General features: G+C 69.0%; 11 protein-coding genes. 5 read left to right on the top strand and 6 right to left on the bottom strand.

The features are described 5' to 3' along the window. Positions 1 to 37 precede the first annotated feature (37 nt). From ACX9TP_RS26520 to ACX9TP_RS26510, 3 genes are all read left to right on the top strand, one after another. Positions 38 to 1,489: a hypothetical protein gene (locus ACX9TP_RS26520; protein ID WP_482973406.1), complete on the top strand. Its 1,452-nt coding sequence runs from the start codon at positions 38 to 40 to the stop codon at positions 1,487 to 1,489. Between the two features lie 229 nt (positions 1,490 to 1,718). Further along, the gene (locus tag ACX9TP_RS26515; RefSeq protein WP_482973405.1) at positions 1,719 to 2,531 is read left to right on the top strand and encodes a GNAT family N-acyltransferase; all 813 of its coding nucleotides are present in this window, start codon (positions 1,719 to 1,721) and stop codon (positions 2,529 to 2,531) included. Between the two features lie 76 nt (positions 2,532 to 2,607). Beyond that, positions 2,608 to 3,318, top strand: a complete 711-nt coding sequence (locus ACX9TP_RS26510) for an iron-containing redox enzyme family protein (RefSeq protein WP_482973404.1) — start codon at positions 2,608 to 2,610, stop codon at positions 3,316 to 3,318. A gap of 116 nt (positions 3,319 to 3,434) precedes the next feature. On the opposite strand, the gene ACX9TP_RS26505 is transcribed toward ACX9TP_RS26510, so the two are convergent. After that, positions 3,435 to 4,529 carry a helix-turn-helix transcriptional regulator gene (locus ACX9TP_RS26505; protein ID WP_482973403.1) on the bottom strand — a complete coding sequence of 365 codons (1,095 nt, stop codon included), beginning with the start codon at positions 4,527 to 4,529 and terminating at the stop codon, positions 3,435 to 3,437. A 213-nt stretch (positions 4,530 to 4,742) separates the two neighbouring features. On the opposite strand from ACX9TP_RS26505, the gene ACX9TP_RS26500 reads away from it, so the two are divergent. Further along, complete coding sequence (locus tag ACX9TP_RS26500) at positions 4,743 to 5,783, top strand: peptidoglycan-binding domain-containing protein (protein ID WP_482973402.1); 1,041 nt, start codon at positions 4,743 to 4,745, stop codon at positions 5,781 to 5,783. A gap of 15 nt (positions 5,784 to 5,798) precedes the next feature. On the opposite strand, the gene ACX9TP_RS26495 is transcribed toward ACX9TP_RS26500, so the two are convergent. Continuing rightward, the gene (locus tag ACX9TP_RS26495) at positions 5,799 to 6,569 is read right to left on the bottom strand and encodes an RICIN domain-containing protein (RefSeq protein ID WP_482973401.1); all 771 of its coding nucleotides are present in this window, start codon (positions 6,567 to 6,569) and stop codon (positions 5,799 to 5,801) included. A 168-nt stretch (positions 6,570 to 6,737) separates the two neighbouring features. After that, positions 6,738 to 7,220 carry a hypothetical protein gene (locus ACX9TP_RS26490; RefSeq protein ID WP_482973400.1) on the bottom strand — a complete coding sequence of 161 codons (483 nt, stop codon included), beginning with the start codon at positions 7,218 to 7,220 and terminating at the stop codon, positions 6,738 to 6,740. 384 nt (positions 7,221 to 7,604) lie between these two features. Here ACX9TP_RS26490 and ACX9TP_RS26485 point away from each other — a divergent pair, with 384 nt between their 5' ends. Next, on the top strand, positions 7,605 to 9,698 hold the full coding sequence (locus ACX9TP_RS26485; RefSeq protein WP_482973399.1) for a PQQ-dependent sugar dehydrogenase: 2,094 nt from the start codon (positions 7,605 to 7,607) through the stop codon (positions 9,696 to 9,698). An 86-nt stretch (positions 9,699 to 9,784) separates the two neighbouring features. On the opposite strand, the gene ACX9TP_RS26480 is transcribed toward ACX9TP_RS26485, so the two are convergent. From ACX9TP_RS26480 to ACX9TP_RS26470, 3 genes are all read right to left on the bottom strand, one after another. Continuing rightward, the gene (locus ACX9TP_RS26480) at positions 9,785 to 10,180 is read right to left on the bottom strand and encodes a hypothetical protein (protein ID WP_482973398.1); all 396 of its coding nucleotides are present in this window, start codon (positions 10,178 to 10,180) and stop codon (positions 9,785 to 9,787) included. A 112-nt stretch (positions 10,181 to 10,292) separates the two neighbouring features. After that, positions 10,293 to 11,909 (bottom strand): hypothetical protein, encoded by a 1,617-nt coding sequence (locus ACX9TP_RS26475; RefSeq protein ID WP_482973397.1) that lies wholly within the window; start codon positions 11,907 to 11,909, stop codon positions 10,293 to 10,295. A gap of 231 nt (positions 11,910 to 12,140) precedes the next feature. Continuing rightward, positions 12,141 to 15,512 (bottom strand): di-heme oxidoredictase family protein, encoded by a 3,372-nt coding sequence (locus ACX9TP_RS26470; protein ID WP_482973396.1) that lies wholly within the window; start codon positions 15,510 to 15,512, stop codon positions 12,141 to 12,143. Positions 15,513 to 15,784: the final 272 nt, after the last annotated feature.

Here is a 15,784-nt window from a genome sequence, read left to right as displayed (position 1 = left end):
GTGCGTATCCCATGAAAACCCACCACGGGGGACGCACATGGGAATCGGCTCACTGCTCAAGAACAACCCTGTCACCAGCGCCTACAACGCCACGAAGGATGCGGTGACCGAGACGGTCGACACCGTCGTCGACACGGGCGAAGAGGTGGTCGAGACGGTGACGACCGAGGCCACCGAGGCCTACGACGGCATCAGCGGCTTCATCGACTCCCCGCCGTCGCTTCCCTTCTCCCTCAACCCCTTCTCCGCGCGAGACGAGATTGCCCAGGCCGCGGAGCGCGGTATCGATTTCGCCAAGGACGTCGGCCGCAAGGTGATCAACACCGTGAAGGACCAGGTCGACTTCCTCGCGATTGAGGACCAGATCAAGGACCTCGGCCCGAAGGACAGCTACCAGCTCAAGGCGAGCATCGACGGCTCGGTGTACGGCATCGGCGGCCGGCTCGAGGGCTCGCAGACCATCACGAAGAACGAGGACGGCTCGTACACGCTCGCGGTGGAAGGCGAAGCGGGGGCGGGCCTGATGGCGAGCCTCGAGAAGAAGGGCGGGAAGCTCTCCGGCGACAGGTTCTCGAACTCCAGCGCCACGGTCGAGTTCACCTTCGACAGCGCTGAAGAAGCGGCTGACGCGGCCCGGACGTTCCTGGGGCCTGTCGCCGGCGGCGTCTCCGGATTGCTCGACGGCGGCATCAAGGGGGCCCTCGATGGCGCGACGCCGGACTACGGCGCGCTGCTCGACAACGTCTCCGCGCTCGAGCTCAACCCGAACACGTCCTCCAACCTCGTCGGCAAGCTGAGCGGCGCCGGGCGCGCCTCGCTCGGGGCGGGCACGTCACAGGAGCTCGGCGCGAACGTGCGCCTCGAGTTCGGCGACGGGGCTCCGAAGCTGGTGCTCAACCAGTACACGAGCATCTCCGCTGAGACGGCCGGCTCGCTCCCGGGCGTCAAGGGCGAGCTCAGCGGGGACGTGAAGCTGCAGGTGGAGGAGAGCTTCGAGCTCCCCGAGGGCCTCAGCGTCAGCGACGTGCTGAAGGACCCGGACGGGGTCGCGAAGGAGATCGCGAAGACGGCCGTGCGCACCGGCGAAGTCTCCGTGTCGCTCACGGCGGACGTGAAGGCGCAAGGCAAGCTGCCCTTCGTGGGCGGGCTCGGCGGCCAGGCCGAGGCGAAGCTCGAGTTCACCGGTGGCGTCGACGAGGTCTTCGGCTCGGGCGGTCTCCAGTCCCTCCTCCGCGGTCAGTTCGGGACGGCCTTCAACCAGCTCGCCAAGGTCACGGAGCTCGAGGCGTCCCTCACGCCGTACGAGACCGACGTCACCGAGTTCTCCAAGGGTTTTGGCAGGGGACTGACCTCGTTCGGTGGCGGCTTCTCGGCGACCACCACCGACCGCAAGGCGCCGGTCTTCGAGTACTCGGGCACGGTGGCGGACGTCCGCGACCAGCTCCGCAATGAGGTCAGCCGCCTGCGCAACCAGGTGCGCTACGTGTAGCTCACCTGCCGCGAAGAGGGGCGCCAGGCCTGGGCCCATCTTCGCGGCATGCCCTGCATGAAGGCCCGGCCTCTCACCCGCCCAGGCGGCGCTCCCGCGCCCCGCGGGTCTCATGGATGTTCGCCCGCGCAGCGAAATTGGCGCCGGGCTCGAACTCGGTTCACCGGCGACGAAAGTACGTGCGAGGGCGGTGAGACACCGGCCCCGCTTCGCTACCGGGAGAACACCCATGACGTGCAGGCACTGGTGCTGGCGTGTTGCCACCACCCAGCGGGAACTCGATGACGCGGCTCGCATTCGCTGGGCAGTCTTCGGCGGAGAGCTGGGCCTGGTGGATGAACGGACGACGCCGTCGCGACGGGAGGTGACCTGTTTCGACACGCTCGCCACCACGGTGCACGTGCTCGTCTATGCCAACGCCGAGCCGGTGGCGACGCTGCGGCTGTTGTTGCCCAACCCGGACGTGGCGGCGAGCCTGGGTGGGACGCTGGGCGTCGACCTGGAGCAGCGGGTGGACCTCTCGGGCGTGCTCCAGCCGGGGATGGTTGTCGCCGAGCCCTCGCGCCTGTGCGTACTGGAATCGTGGCGCCACTCGCCGGCCGCGATGTGGCTGCAGGCGGGCATGTACGCGGAGAGCAGGCGGCGCGGGGTGACGCACTGGATAGCGTCCGCGAACCTGGAGACGGACTCGCGCGAGGACGCGCTGCTGGCGTGGAAGGTGGCGGCCAGCCGGGGTTTGCTGAGCCCGCGCTGGCGGGTGGACGTGCCGGACCCGGGACAGGTCCTGGCGCATCCCCGCAGCCCCTTCTACACGCCGGAGGAGCGGGCGAGGGCGGAGCAGGGAGTGCTGGACGGGCTGCGGCTGCCCTCGGCCCCGGCGCTCTTCGCCAGGAGGCTGGGAGCGCGCTTCATCGCGCAGCCCCTCCATGACACGTACTTTCACTGGTTCACGCTGCCGCTCATCATCGCGCTCGATGAGATTCCGGCGGACACCCTGGCGTGCTTCCGCGCGCTGGAAGACGGCCTGAGCCCCGCCGCCTAGGCCGGGGCGGTTCCTTCCTTCCTCACCTTCAACAAGCAGCAGCCGGGAGCCCAACGCACCCGGACGGGAGACGTACGTGCAAACACAGACGGAGAATCAGACGGGGACTCACTGGGTGGCGGTACTGGACGAGGAGGCGCGAGCGCTGGTGGCGGCGGTGGATGCGCACCCCGACGCCGGACGCGTCTTCGATGGCACCATCGACAGGGCGGGCTACATCCACTACCTCATCCAGACGTATCACTATGCCCGCTGGAGCACGCCCATCCTCGGCGAGGCGGGGGAGCGGCTGAAGCGGCTGGGCCGGCACCCGGAGCTGGCGGAGCTGTTGTGCCAGAAGGCGGGTGAGGAGCGGGGGCACGAGAAGTGGCTGCTCTCCGACCTGGAGAACCTGGGCTGCCCGGAGGCGCAGGTGGAGGCGGCGGCGCGGCGCCCCGCGGTGGATGCCTATGTCGGGTGGAACTTCTTCACGTCGCGCTCCGGCGTGCCGACGGCGGTCCTGGGGACCGCGTACGTGCTGGAGTACCTGTCCCAGACGCGCGCGGGTGTGGCCGCGGAGCGGCTGCAGGCGGTGGGCGCCATTCCCAACATCCACAAGTCGGTGACGTTCCTGCGCAGCCATGGGGCGCTGGACGGGGACCATGTGGCGGAGATGGCGAGGATTCTCGGGCGGCTGACGGACCCCGAGGACCAGGCGGCGATCCTCTTCTCGGCCCGGGCCACCCGGAGCCTCTACCCGGCCATCTTCCGCGAGGGCGGCCCCACCCACCTCCCTCTCGCGAGGTAGAGACAGCCGCACGCAAGGTGAGAGAGCCTCCCGTTCGAGCCCTGTTCCGCGGGAGGCGTCTTCCCATGCTGTCTCTCTCAGCAATCCCTACCGGACGCGGGCGCGCAGGTGCGCCCTCAGACGGGCTTGTTGAGGCGGGCGGCCTGATAGAGGAAGTCGGCGCGGTCGTCGACCCCCAGCTTCTTGAAGAGATTTCGCACGTGGGTCTTCACGGTATGGAAGGAGAGCGCGAGCGCATCGGCGATCTGTTCGTTGGACTGGTTGCGAAGCAGGTGCCTTGCGATGTCTGCCTCGCGAGGCGTGAGCTTGCTCCGCATCTCCACGGGGAGCGGGATGGACATGGGAATCTCGTTCATCACGAGCGCCCATTGCCGGGGGCCCTCGTGGGCGGGCAGTTCGACGAACCGGACCACGCGGTAGGCATCGAAGTGGAGGGAGACCCAGACGTTCTTCGCGAGCCGCGAGTCCGCGTCCATGTGGACCAGGGCGTTCAACTGCGTCCGGAGGAGCTCGGGGATTCCGGAGGCGTCGAAGTCGGAGGGGGTGAACCACTTCTCCAGGAGGCTGGCGGCGCGCCGTGAGCGCAGCACCACGCGCGAGGGCGGCTCCACGATGAGGAAGCCGGTGTCGGGGTGGCTGTAGAGCTCCTCGAGGAGACGGGCGCCGGTGGTGAGGGTCTGGACTTCGCTGCAGTTGCGCACCGAGTTCATCAGGTGCTCGTTGAGGCTGGAGACGACGGTGGCGCAGTGGGTGGTGAAGGCGCGACTGCGGGTCCGGTAGAGCGCGAAGGCGCCGAACAAATCCGGACGGATGGGGAGCAGGACGGCCATGACGTGCTCCAGTCCCATCCCCAGCTCCCGGCTGTGTTGGTAGAGGATGCTGTGTTCGTACTCCTCGCGGGAGAGCATCTCCTGATCGCGGATGACCGCGTTGGGCCGGGCGAAGATGGGGCCCCGCACGAAGTCATGTTCGGACACGCCGGCATACGCATCCAGCAGGGGAATGGGCGGGCCCGGGACGAGCCACTGGAAGTCGAGCGAAGGCGTGATGCGCATCAGGCACAGGGCCGCGGCGTCGGCCTGGGCGAGCTCGAGGAGAGGCTCTCTCGCTGCTTCGAGGACCTTGGGGAAGGACAGCGAGCTGTTGAGCGCAGCGATGACCCTGTCCCTGAGCATGAGTTCATGGGTGTTGAAATTCATCGGACTGGACATCCGCCCTCCATGATCAGGCAACCCTCGCAGGGTCGCGTGTGGGTTCGACACATTCATATGCCCGGACTGAAAATCTGTCCCTCACCCTGGAGAGGTATTGCGCGAATCGGGCGAGCAGGGCAGGGGGCAGCATTGTGCGGCGCGTCAAATTCCGGCCGCGCCGACGCGAATCCAAGCAACTCTCGCTCTCGGCGAACGAGAATTGGGAAAATCATGCGAACCAACTCCCACCGCCCCCGCCTCCACGTCGGCTCTACTGGCAACCGCGTCAAGAAGGTCGAAGAGCGGCTGGAGTCGCTCGGCTACCTCAAGGGTGCCGCGGACAAACGCTTCGACGCCCGCACCGCCAAGGCGGTGGTCGACTTCAAGCGTGACCACGGCTGGACGGGGAAGCCGGAGGGAGTCGTCGGCGAGCGCATGGCTCGCTCGCTGAAGCAGGCCGCCGCCACCACCGGCGGCACCGGCGGCACCGGCGGCACCACCACCACCCAGGCCAGCGCGACCGGCGGCAGCGGCGACAAGAAGACCCCGTCGACGCTCAAGGGCGCGACCTACAACGTCGAGCGCGACCGCAGCCCCGCGGAGGTGAAGGACAAGCTGGGCACCTTCGCCAGGCGCAACAAGCTCGACTTCATCCAGGTCCAGGAGATCAACGGCTATCACAAGGCCCTGGAGAGCATTCCCGGCTACCGCCTGGTGACGTTCCCCAAGGCCAAGGACCACGGCGAGTCGGGCATCCTCGTCAAGGACGACCTGCTCACCAAACAGGCCGCGTCCATCCAGGGCGAGGGCGGCTGGTACACCGTGAACGGCGGCCGCGCCCCGCCGCGGGCGGCCGTCGCGGTCCAGGTCGCGGGCTGGCTGAAGGTGGTCTCGGCCCACCAGCCGCCCACGGTGGACTGGAAGGACGGGAAGCCCGTCGGGCCGCCGAACCGGGTGAACACCTACAAGTCGCTCTCCGAGAAGCTGCTCGCCTTCGCGAAGCGGCAGCTCAAGAACCACCCCGAGCAGGCCCTGCTCATCGGCGGCGACTGGAACGAGCCGGCGTCGACCAAGGGGAAGTGGTCACCCGCGTGGATTGCCCAGCAGGCGGGCATGAAGACCCACGGCGGCACGAAGACCCACGGCAACGGCAGCATCGACTGGGAGATGTCCAACGGGTGCCGGGTCTCGAATATCAAGGCCGGTCCCCAGCTCGGCTCGGACCACAACATCCTCACCTTCACCGTGAGCCGCCCGAAGGGCAAGGACTAAAGCGCGGCCCCTGGGTCAGAGGTCCAGCTGCCAGAGCTGGTTCTTCGCCCCTTCGCTCTTCATGGGGTAGGTGATGAGCCGCCCCGTGCCGTCCGCCCTGGCGCCCTCGATGTCGAGCACGAAGCCATTCAGCTGGCTCTGGATGTAGTAGGTGCCGCGGGCCCGGCCGGGCACGAGCTGCCACACCTGGTTGGGCCCGCCGTGGGCCTCCCACATGATGACGGCGGTGCTCGGGGCCTTGTTGGCGCCCTCCACGTCGAGCACGAGCCCGTTGAGTCGGCTGCGGATGAGGTAGCCGCCCCGCGTGGGCACCAGCTCCCACTTCTGGTTGTCATTGCCCTCGCGGTGGGACTTGGCCGGGTAGGCGACGAGCCCCGCGCCGGGCGAGCGGTTGCCGCCCAGGATGTCGATGACGAGCCCCGCCAGCCGGCTGCGGATGAAGGTGCTGCGCTGGGCGCGCGACTCCCCCCGGCCGGGGTTCCAGTCCGGTCCGCGGGGGGCCCGGTTCTCATGCGGGGGCGGCGGAGGAGGCGGCGTGGGGCGCGCCTCGCCCTGGCACCAGCCCGCGGGGCTGCACGTGCGCGCGCCATCGCACTGCGAGCTGTCGTGGCAGCGGTTGGGGCCGGGGCGGTTGCGCGACTCGTCCCAGCGGTACGCAGGTCCCGGCCCCGCCGCCGCCGTCAACGGCAGGAGCAGCAGCGCGAGCACCGCCCATCCCTTGCCCTTCGCGGACGACCGGTTTTCACGCGCACGACCATCCTCGGAGCCACTCCGAATCGCCAGCATGGGACTTTCCTTGTGGGGGTTCCAGCAGAGGGGCGGTGCTCGCCGCTCCCTCGCCTCATGCCTTTCATGACGGGGGCACGGGGATTTCATTCACCCCTGCCCATGCGCGCTCGGGTGCGACATCTCCCGTCAAGGTGCGGAGACCCGTGCGGGTTGAGGACGGCCAGCTCAGGGCTCGGGGAAGCCGTTGCGCACCCACGCGTTGGCGACGTCTCTGTTGAACTTGAAGTTCGCGGGCACGCGATGCTTCGCGACGGTCGCGCCCGCGTCGTCGATGGCCGAGAGCAGCGCGTGGGGATCATACTCATCGGCCACGAGCTCGAGCCGGACCTCGTACCAGCGGCCCTCCCAGGCGATGGAGAGCTTCTTGGTCATGGCCTGGTCGTGCTGTCGCGCGGAGCGGTCGAGGACCTCCGAGGCCGTTTTCACGAAGGTCGCGAACGCCGGCCCGTCGAAGGGCTTGGGGTTCTTCTTGTCGCGGCCCATCACCCACGGACTGATGAGCACGGGCTCGGGAATCCCCTGCTTGCGGATTTCCACGGCCCAGCCGTCGTCCTCTTCGTTCTTGATGACCCTGGCCGACCAGCCGTTCTTCCTCCAGAACGTGGGCTCCATCACTTCGGGCTCGGCAGGCGTACGCTCGTCGCTCATGGGGGTTCCTCATACCCTCCAATGGCCATTTCTTGGCCAGAGAAGTAGCTGTCCCAGGTGCCTCGGAAGTCCCCCCCGCGCTCGACGTCCTCGCGGCCGAGCGCTCCTCGCAACGCTGCTCGCTGCGCGGAGCCCGCCTGTATGCGGCGTTCGGGAATAAGCGTTCGCTCTTTTCGATGGAGGTGGAGCGCTACACCCGGACGGTCCGCGACGGAGTCCTCCGCGCGCTGGAGGCGCCTCGCTCGGAGGACGTCGTCCGCCGGTGTGCCCCGGGCGCGGGGCCCCGGATGCTCGGGGTTCAACACCTCGGATGCAGATGCAAATAGATTGCTTGTGGCGTGCCCCGAATCCCGGGAAGGAGGCGGCACGCCAAGGAGCGTCTTCATGAATGTCCGTCACCTTCCCGTCCTGGTTCGCCGCACCGGTCTGGCTCTATTCGCCGCCGCCGTCGGTGCTTGTGCAGTGCCGCCGGAGAGCGACCCCGAGCTCTCGACGCAGACCGCCGCGCTGACCGCGGGCACCCGGCTCATCGGCGTGCAGTCTGGCCGCTGCCTCGACGTGGCCCAGAACAGCCAGACGCCGGGGCAGGGGGTCAACATCTACGATTGCCACGGGCAGGGGAACCAGCGGTTCCTGTTCACGCCCGAGGGCGAGCTGCGCGTGTTCGACGGCGCCCGGTGCGTCCAACCGGCGGCTGCCGGCGCCGGGGCACGGGCGGTCATCGGCACCTGCACCGGGGCGGCGGACCAGCGGTGGGTCCGCAACGCCAACGGCACGGTGGTCCATACGCCGTCCTCGCTGTGCCTCGACGTGTCCGGTCAGGCCACCGCCAACAGCTCGCCGGTCATCCTCTGGAATTGCAACGGCCAGACGAACCAGCAGTGGTCGCTGCCACCCGACACCCAGCCCCCCACCGTGCCGACGGGGCTCACCCTGTCCAACGTGACGTGCAACTCGGCCACGCTCTCGTGGTCTCCTTCCACGGACAACGAAGGCGTCGCCTTCTACGACGTCTACCATGACGGTCAGCTCATGAAGACCGTCTCCGCCGCCACGGTGTCCACCTCGCTCACCGTGGTCCCCGGTGCAACGTGGGGCCTGTACGTGAATGCGAGGGACGCGGCGGGCAACGTGTCTCAGGGCAGCGCCACGCTCTCCATCACTCCGCCGCCGTGCCAGGTGGACACGCAGGCCCCCACGGTGCCGACCGGCGTCACCGCCACCGCCTCGGGCACCAGCGTGACGGTGGGCTGGAGCGCGTCGACCGACAACCTGGGCGTGACGGCGTATGACGTGTTCCGAGGAGGGGTGAAGATTGGCACGGTGTCCGGCGCCCCGCCCGGGACGTCCTTCGTGGACAGCGGCCTCTCCCCGAACACGGCCTACGCCTACACCGTGCTCGCCCGCGATGCCCAGGGCAATGCGTCGGCGCGGAGCTCGGCCGTGACGGTCACCACCGGCCAGGCCTGCTCGAACGCAGTCTGCTCCGTCACCCAGGTCGCCACCGATACGGACATCCCGTGGGGCCTGGTGAGCCTGCCGGACGGCGCGGTGCTGTACGGCCGCAGGGACGCGCAGAACATCGTCCGCCTGGACCCGGCGACGGGCCAGAAGACCTCGGTGGGCACCGTCCCCAACGTGCAGAGCACCGACGGCGAGGGCGGGTTGATGGGGCTGGCCCTCTCGCCCACCTTCTCCAGCGACCGCTGGCTGTACGTGATGCACACGTCTCCCACCGACAACCGCATCGTGCGGCTGCGGTACGAGAATGGCGCCCTCAACACCGCCTCGCTCCAGGTGCTGCTCCAGGGCATCGGCCGCAACAAGTTCCACAACGGCGGGCGTCTGCGCTTTGGCCCGGACGGGAAGCTCTACGCGGCGACCGGAGATGCCCAGAACGGCGCCTACGCGCAGGACCTCAACAACCTGGCCGGCAAGGTGCTGCGGCTCAACCCCGACGGCACCATCCCGTCCGACAACCCGTTCGGCAACTACGTGTGGAGCTACGGCCACCGCAACCCGCAGGGGCTGGCTTTCGACTCCCAGGGCCGTCTGTGGGAGCAGGAGTTCGGCAACTCGGTGATGGATGAGACCAACCTCATCCAGAAGGGCGGGAACTACGGCTGGCCGAACTGTGAGGGGACGGTGTCCCAGGGCGGCTCGGGCTGCGCGACGGCCGGGTACATCGCCCCGAAGCAGACCTACCCCACGGCGGAAGGCTCCTGCTCCGGCATCGCGGTGGTCCGCGACGTCCTCTACGTGGCCTGCGCCCGCGGCTCACGCCTCTACCGCGAGGTCATCAGCGGCACCAGTCTGACCAACGTGCAGCAGTTCTTCGTCGGCACCTACGGCCGGCTGCGCACCGTCGAGCCGACCCTCGACGGCAACCTGTGGCTGACCACCACCAACCAGGGCGACAAGGACAGCATCCCCGACAACAGCAACGAGAAGGTCTTCCGCGTCATTCTCGGACAGTAGGGTGCGTGTCCCATGCCCCCGGTGCCCTGGAGGCGCTGGGGGCATGGCGTCCCTTCCTCCTGCGTGCGCGCCCGGGTTCGGGGGCTTCAGGCTCGGCGGCCCACGCGTTCCCACCGGACGGCACCCCAGGTGGCCGCCAGTCCCAACGGAATGAAGACGGGCGCGAACATCAACGCCGCCCACAGGGCCTCGGTGACGTGCTGGCCCAGCACCATGCCGTAGAACACGATACCGGTCAGCACGTAGCTGAAGAGCATCGCAAGCTGTGCTCGCCACACCTGGCCCTGGTTGTAGGCACGGGTGACGACGACCGCGGCTCCCACCAGGGTGCCGGCGAACACCGAGCACCCGACGACATAGGGAAGCAGCTCGCCCATCCAGGCCGCGCTCCGGAAGTACGCCAACGCGAAGGCCGGCGTGGCGAGGATTGTGTAGCCAAGCCCGAGTACCGCGCCCCTGACTGCCCCCAAACCGATGCCCATGCTTCCTCCTGTGCAAGGTGAAGAATGGGCCCGGGCGCTCCCGCCGCGAGGCGCGTGAAGCTGAACGGCTCGTTCCCCGCGGTGAACGGTCCGGTGTGCCCTCCGCGCCGCATCAGGGCGTGGTGAAGAGGGAGCTGGCGGCCTGCGCCGAGCCCTGGGGCAGCCCACTGAGTGACTGGAACGGGCGGTGCTTCGGGTCGTGGCCGGTGATGTCCAGGGCCGTCACCAGCACGAAGTAGATGGAGCCCGGCAGGAGCGTGCCGGGAGGCAGCCGCACCTGCGTGGTCGAGCCGGGCAAGCGGAGGGCGACCTGGAGGTTTGAGCGGTAGGAGCCCCAGCTCTGGGTGAGGCGATAGAGGCCCACCCAGTAGCCGGTGGGCGAGCCCAGGTCGGGTGGCAGCCAGGCGATGACGGGACTGGCGGCGCCGACCTGCCGCTGCACGTTCGCATCCAGGCCGTCGATGGTCAGCCCGCGGGGCGGAGTGATTCGCGGGACGATGGGCGCCGCGACGAGGTCGTCCAGCCGGTCATGGACCCTCAGGGCCCGGAAGCTCATGGCGAAGGTCTGCCCGGAGCCATCCGGCACCACGTTCCGGTAGCCCATTGAATAATCCGCGGTGGCTATCCGGGCCCAGGACGAAGGGAACGGATCGCCATAGGACAGGCGCCGCGTGAAGGTGTACGCGGCACCCGCGGGAAGCGGGAGGTTGACCAGGCTGCCCGAGTACCACAGCCAGCCGTCTCCGGGCCGGTGCGGGGCTCCGTCGACGAAGAAGTAGGGCCTCCCGGCAACCGCGGAAGGGTGCATCTGCCCGGCGGCGGCGAGGTGCTCGGAGAGGCGCCACTCGACGGACAGCTCCCGGGTCGGTACCGGCTGCATCACCCCGCCGAGCGGCAGGGGCGTGACGCCATCCGGGGTGAAGTCGAAGGGCGCCAGCTCCACGCTGCGCACCACGGTGTGGAGGGTCAGTGCGCCACCATCCGGCAGCGTGCCCGCGTCCATCGCGCCGAGCTGAGTCACATACAGCGAATCCCCCTTGGCCGCCTCGACGACGGGGAAGGGCTCGGACAGGTTCCAGGCCCAGGCCTCGGTGGCGGACATGCTCGTCTGTCCATCCACGGGTTCTTCATTGAAGGAGATCAGTCCCGCCAGGGAGAGCTGCCCGGAGACGAACTCCAGCCAGGAGCCCTGGACCACCGGGTCACCGTAGGTGACCCAGGGGGCGAGGTTCGACAGGTCGAGCTGCATGGGCGACAGGTCGACGCCGGAGAGGACCGTGTCCGGCCGGCCGATCTTGTCCGAGCCGATCTCCACGTGCCGTGAGTCCGTGAGGATGTAGTTCGAGCCCGTGCGCAGGTAATACGTGCCCTGGGGCACGCCAGCGAACTGGTAGCCGCCGTCGGTGGGCGTGCCGTCGATGCGGGTGAATGTCCCGGCGTCGGGGATGAGCAGGTAGGGCGGGTTGGCCGACATGTCCGAGGGCTTCTCGGCGATGCCCACCAGCGTGTGGAACCTCGTATGGCCCGTCACCCGCACCGTGTCGCCGCCAGGCGTGCCCCCATCACCGGGCTCACATCCCGCGCTGAGCGGCTCGCCCATCCAGGTACCGCCGCCCACCTGGGGGCCCTGGGCTCCCTCTGGGGACAAGGCGTCGGGCTCACCCCCCGCGCAGCCCAACCACGTGACGCAGACCACGGCCCATAGCGGACGGAAACGATGCGGCTTCATGTGACCCCCTCCAGGTGTGCGGAGACGCGACGCGTGAAGGCTGCACCTGGAGGCGGTCTGAGTGGTGCCCCTCGAGCGCGATGGCCTTGCCGCTGGATGTGGCGCGGAGGATACGGAGCGCTCGCGAAGGGGCTGTACCACCAAGGTGGTATGCCCTGGCTTCCCGGGGGGGCGATAGGTTGGGAGCACGCCGGAGGGGGGCCGGCGTGCTTCAGCTTCCGGGGCCGTGGTTCAGAGCGACTGAAGGAACTCGAGCAGCGCCGCGCGGTCCGCGTGCGCCATGGTGCGGAACGCCTCCTTCGAGGCCTCGGCCTCGCCGCCATGCCAGAGGATGGCCTCGCTCAAGCTGCGGGCGCGGCCATCGTGCAGATAGGCCTCGCCTCCGCTTACGCCGGCGGTGAGCCCGATGCTCCACAGCGGCGACGTGCGCCACTCGGCGCCCGATGCGGTCCACTCGCTCAGGTTGTCGGCCAGGCCGGGGCCCATGTCGTGCAGCAGCAGGTCGGTGTACGGGTGGATGGTCTGCCCCCGCAGCTCGGCGAGGGGGTGATGGGCGCTCGTGGTCATCGTCGGTGCGTGGCACTGCGCGCAGCCCGCCGAGGTGAACAGCGTCTCGCCCTGCAAGGCCTCCGGGTCGGTGAGCTCGCGGCGCGCGGCGACACCGAGCGTCGCGACGTAGCGGTACAGCAGGGCCAGGTCGGCGTCGGACAGCTCGGTGCTCGGCCCAGGGGTCGACTGTGACGCGCCACGGTCGACGTTCGGGAAGATCGACGTCGTGACGCCCATGTCGTTGACCAGTGCGCTCGCGAGCTGATGAGTCACTCGCGCCTGACCCGCCTTGTACCCGAGCCGACCGAGGCGCTGGGCGCCCGTCTGCGGGTCGATCACCAACTGCATGCGGCCAGAGATGCCATCGCCGTTCGCATCGTCGGGATCGGCGAGCGCGGCCACCGCGTCCTCGCGCACCGCCTCGAGCAACCCGAGCCCGACCAGCTGTGGCGTCAGCCGCACCGAGTAGAACGAGGGCACCACGCCGGTGAACGTGTAGCTCGGCTTCCGCAGGGAATAGGGGGTGCCGTCGCCGTAGGTGCCGTTCGTGATGGTGTAGCCGCTGATGTACGCGCCGCCCTCGGCCACGCCCGAGGTGACTTGCGGCTGCAGGTAGCGGCCGAGGTTCGGGTGCGAGGCCCCGGTCGCGTCACCGCCGACCCGAACGACGGACCCGAGCATCGGGGCACCGACGGCGGGCGGGAGCGCCCGGCCGTTGTTCACGTGACACGCCACGCAGCTTCGCGCGACGAAGGCAGGGCCGAGCTTGCCGGTCTGCGTGGTGAAGACCGGGTTGCCGGGCTCTTCGTGCGAGCCGTCACCAAAGTCGGTGTGATGCAGGCGGCGGCCGAGCATGAATGGCTGCACGCTGTTCTCCGACATGTGTCCTGCGAGCTGCTTGAACCGGTGCAGGGGCTCGTTGGAGTACTGGTACGGCAGCGTGGCGCGGCCACCCATCCACGCCGACTGTGGCAGGGGAAACGAGTCTTGTGCGCCCGACGGCAGCACCGGCCCCTGGCCGTACCAGGGCACGATGCCGCCCGAGCCAACGATGTACAGCACCGTGGTGCCGTAGTAGTTCGCGCGGCCGTTGGTCGGAGCCTGGAGGAACTGGCTGACTTCGATTTCGACGCGATCCCCCACCCGCAGCGGCCGGTTCTCCTTGGGGTTGTGGCTGATGGTGGCGCGGTAGTGCAGCGGGTCGAGCCGGGTCGCGCTCAGGTTCGAGAAGTACTCGGCCTTGGTGGTGATGCCGCGGAAGAGGGCCCGGAACTCCGGTGCATCGAGCGGCCATTCGGGGTTGATGTTGAACTCGAGCTCGGTTCCACCCTTCGCGACCTTGTCGACGATCTCGATCTTCGCGGTGCGCTGCTCCCAGTAGAACGTGAGGTAGTGGTCGTAGATGTGAAACTCCGCCTCGCGGGCGTGGCGGTCGCGCGCCCGGTCCCCGAAGCGGGTGATCAAGGCGGTCGGCGTGTCCTCGACCATCGCCGGCTCGAGCACGGTGGTGGCGTCGAACAACGGCACCGGCCCGCTGCCCGCGACCAGGGTCGTCGCCGTCACGGTCGCGCTGAAGGCGCTGGCGCCGGCGGCGTTGGTGGCGCGCACCGCGTAGGTGTGGGTGGAGCCGGCCGCCAGGCCGGAGTGCGCGTAGGGCGGGGTGACGCCGGTGACAGTTACTCCATCACGCTGCAGGTCGTACCCGGTCGCGCCCGGCACCGCGCTCCACGAGACGGTGAGCTGGCTCTCGCTGTTGGCAGTCGCGACCAGCCCGGAAGGCACCGCTGGCACGGTAGGTGTGGCGTGCGTCGTCGCCGTCACGCTCGCGCTGAAGGCGCTGGCGCCAGCGGCGTTGGTGGCGCGCACCGCATAGGTGTGGGTGGAACCGGCCGCCAGGCCGGAGTGCACGTAGGGCGAGGTGACGCCGGTGACAGTCACTCCGTCACGCTGCAGGTCGTACCCGGTCGCGCCCGGCACCGCGCTCCATGAGACGGTGAGCTGACTCTGGCTGTCGGCGGTCGCGACCAGCCCGGAAGGCACCGCCGGGGTGCTCGGACCGGTGCTTCCATAGACTTCAAACTCCCACAAGGAGTAGCCGCCCGAGGTGCCGCGTGCGGTGCCGTACACGCGCACGTAGCGGCCGGTGCCCGAGACGGCGTGCGTGGCGACTCCCCCGCTGCCTCCAGTGACGGTGGCCACGTCCGTCCACTTGGTCAGGTCGTTCGAGAGCTGGAGCTTGTAGTCCTTTCCGTAGGCCGTCTCCCAGCGCAGGACGATGGTGGAAATCGTGTAGCTCTGGAGCAGATCGACCCAGAGCCAGCCGGGATCGGTGGGGGTGCTCTCCCAGCGAGTGCCGAGGTCTCCGTCGCACGCCTTGTTGGGCGTGTGGGTGGTGTTCTGGGCGTTGGACGCCGAATACACCTTGCCGATGGCGAGGTTGGTTCCCAGCGGGTGGATGGTGAAGACCAGCGTCTTCGAGTCGGTGCCGGCGGCGTTGGTGGCGCTGACAATGACGCGGGTGGTTCCGGCGGCGGTGGGCGTGCCAGAGATCTCTCCCGAAGCCGGATTGACGCCGAGGCCGGGCGGCAGACCGGTGGCGGCGTAGCTGCTGGGCGCGTTGCTGGCGGTGATGAAGTAGCTCAACGCAGTGCCCACCGTTCCGCTTTGGGTGAGCGGGCTGGTGATGGACGGAGGAGGGGCCCCGGCTTCAGCGATGGTGAAGACCAGCGTCTTCGAGTCGATGCCGGCGGCGTTGGTGGCGCTGATCGTCGCGCTGGTGGTGCCCGCCCCGGCCGGCGCACCCGAGATCAGCCCGCTCGTCGGGTTCACGTTCAGCCCGGCCGGCAGGTTGCTCGCGTCGTAGGCCGTCGGCGAGTGGGTGGCGGTGATCTGGTAGCTCAACGTCACGCCCGCGGTACCCGCCTGGGTGAGCGCGCTGTCGATCACTGGCGCCACCGGTGCCCCCGGCGTCACTGGCGGCTGTCGCGGGTCGGCCGGCTCGCACGCCAGGACCGCACACAGGACGAGGCAGAATCTGAAGAGTGTCGAGTGCATGTGAGCGCCTGCGCTCCTGACGGAAGTGCACGTTGTCGACGCAGAAGGTGCCCGCGGCGGTGGTGACGAACCTGAGCAGCCCCAGCCGGTTTACCACTTTGTTCGGCGTCAGAAGAAACTATCTCTTGGTTCGGCGATGTAAAGGCGCGGTGCGTCGCCCCCTCGAATTGCGTCACCATCCACGTCCACGCCACCGGTCGAGGAGCCCGTCACGAAGCAAGTGAAGGGGCCGGCGCCGCTCCAGATCTCCGTCTGGGACTGCGCCGCGGAGA

It is taken from the genome of Pyxidicoccus sp. M15 (genome assembly GCF_056858435.1).
The sequence above is the reverse complement of the archived record's forward strand: the minus strand, read 5'-3'. Positions and strand labels throughout refer to the sequence as shown.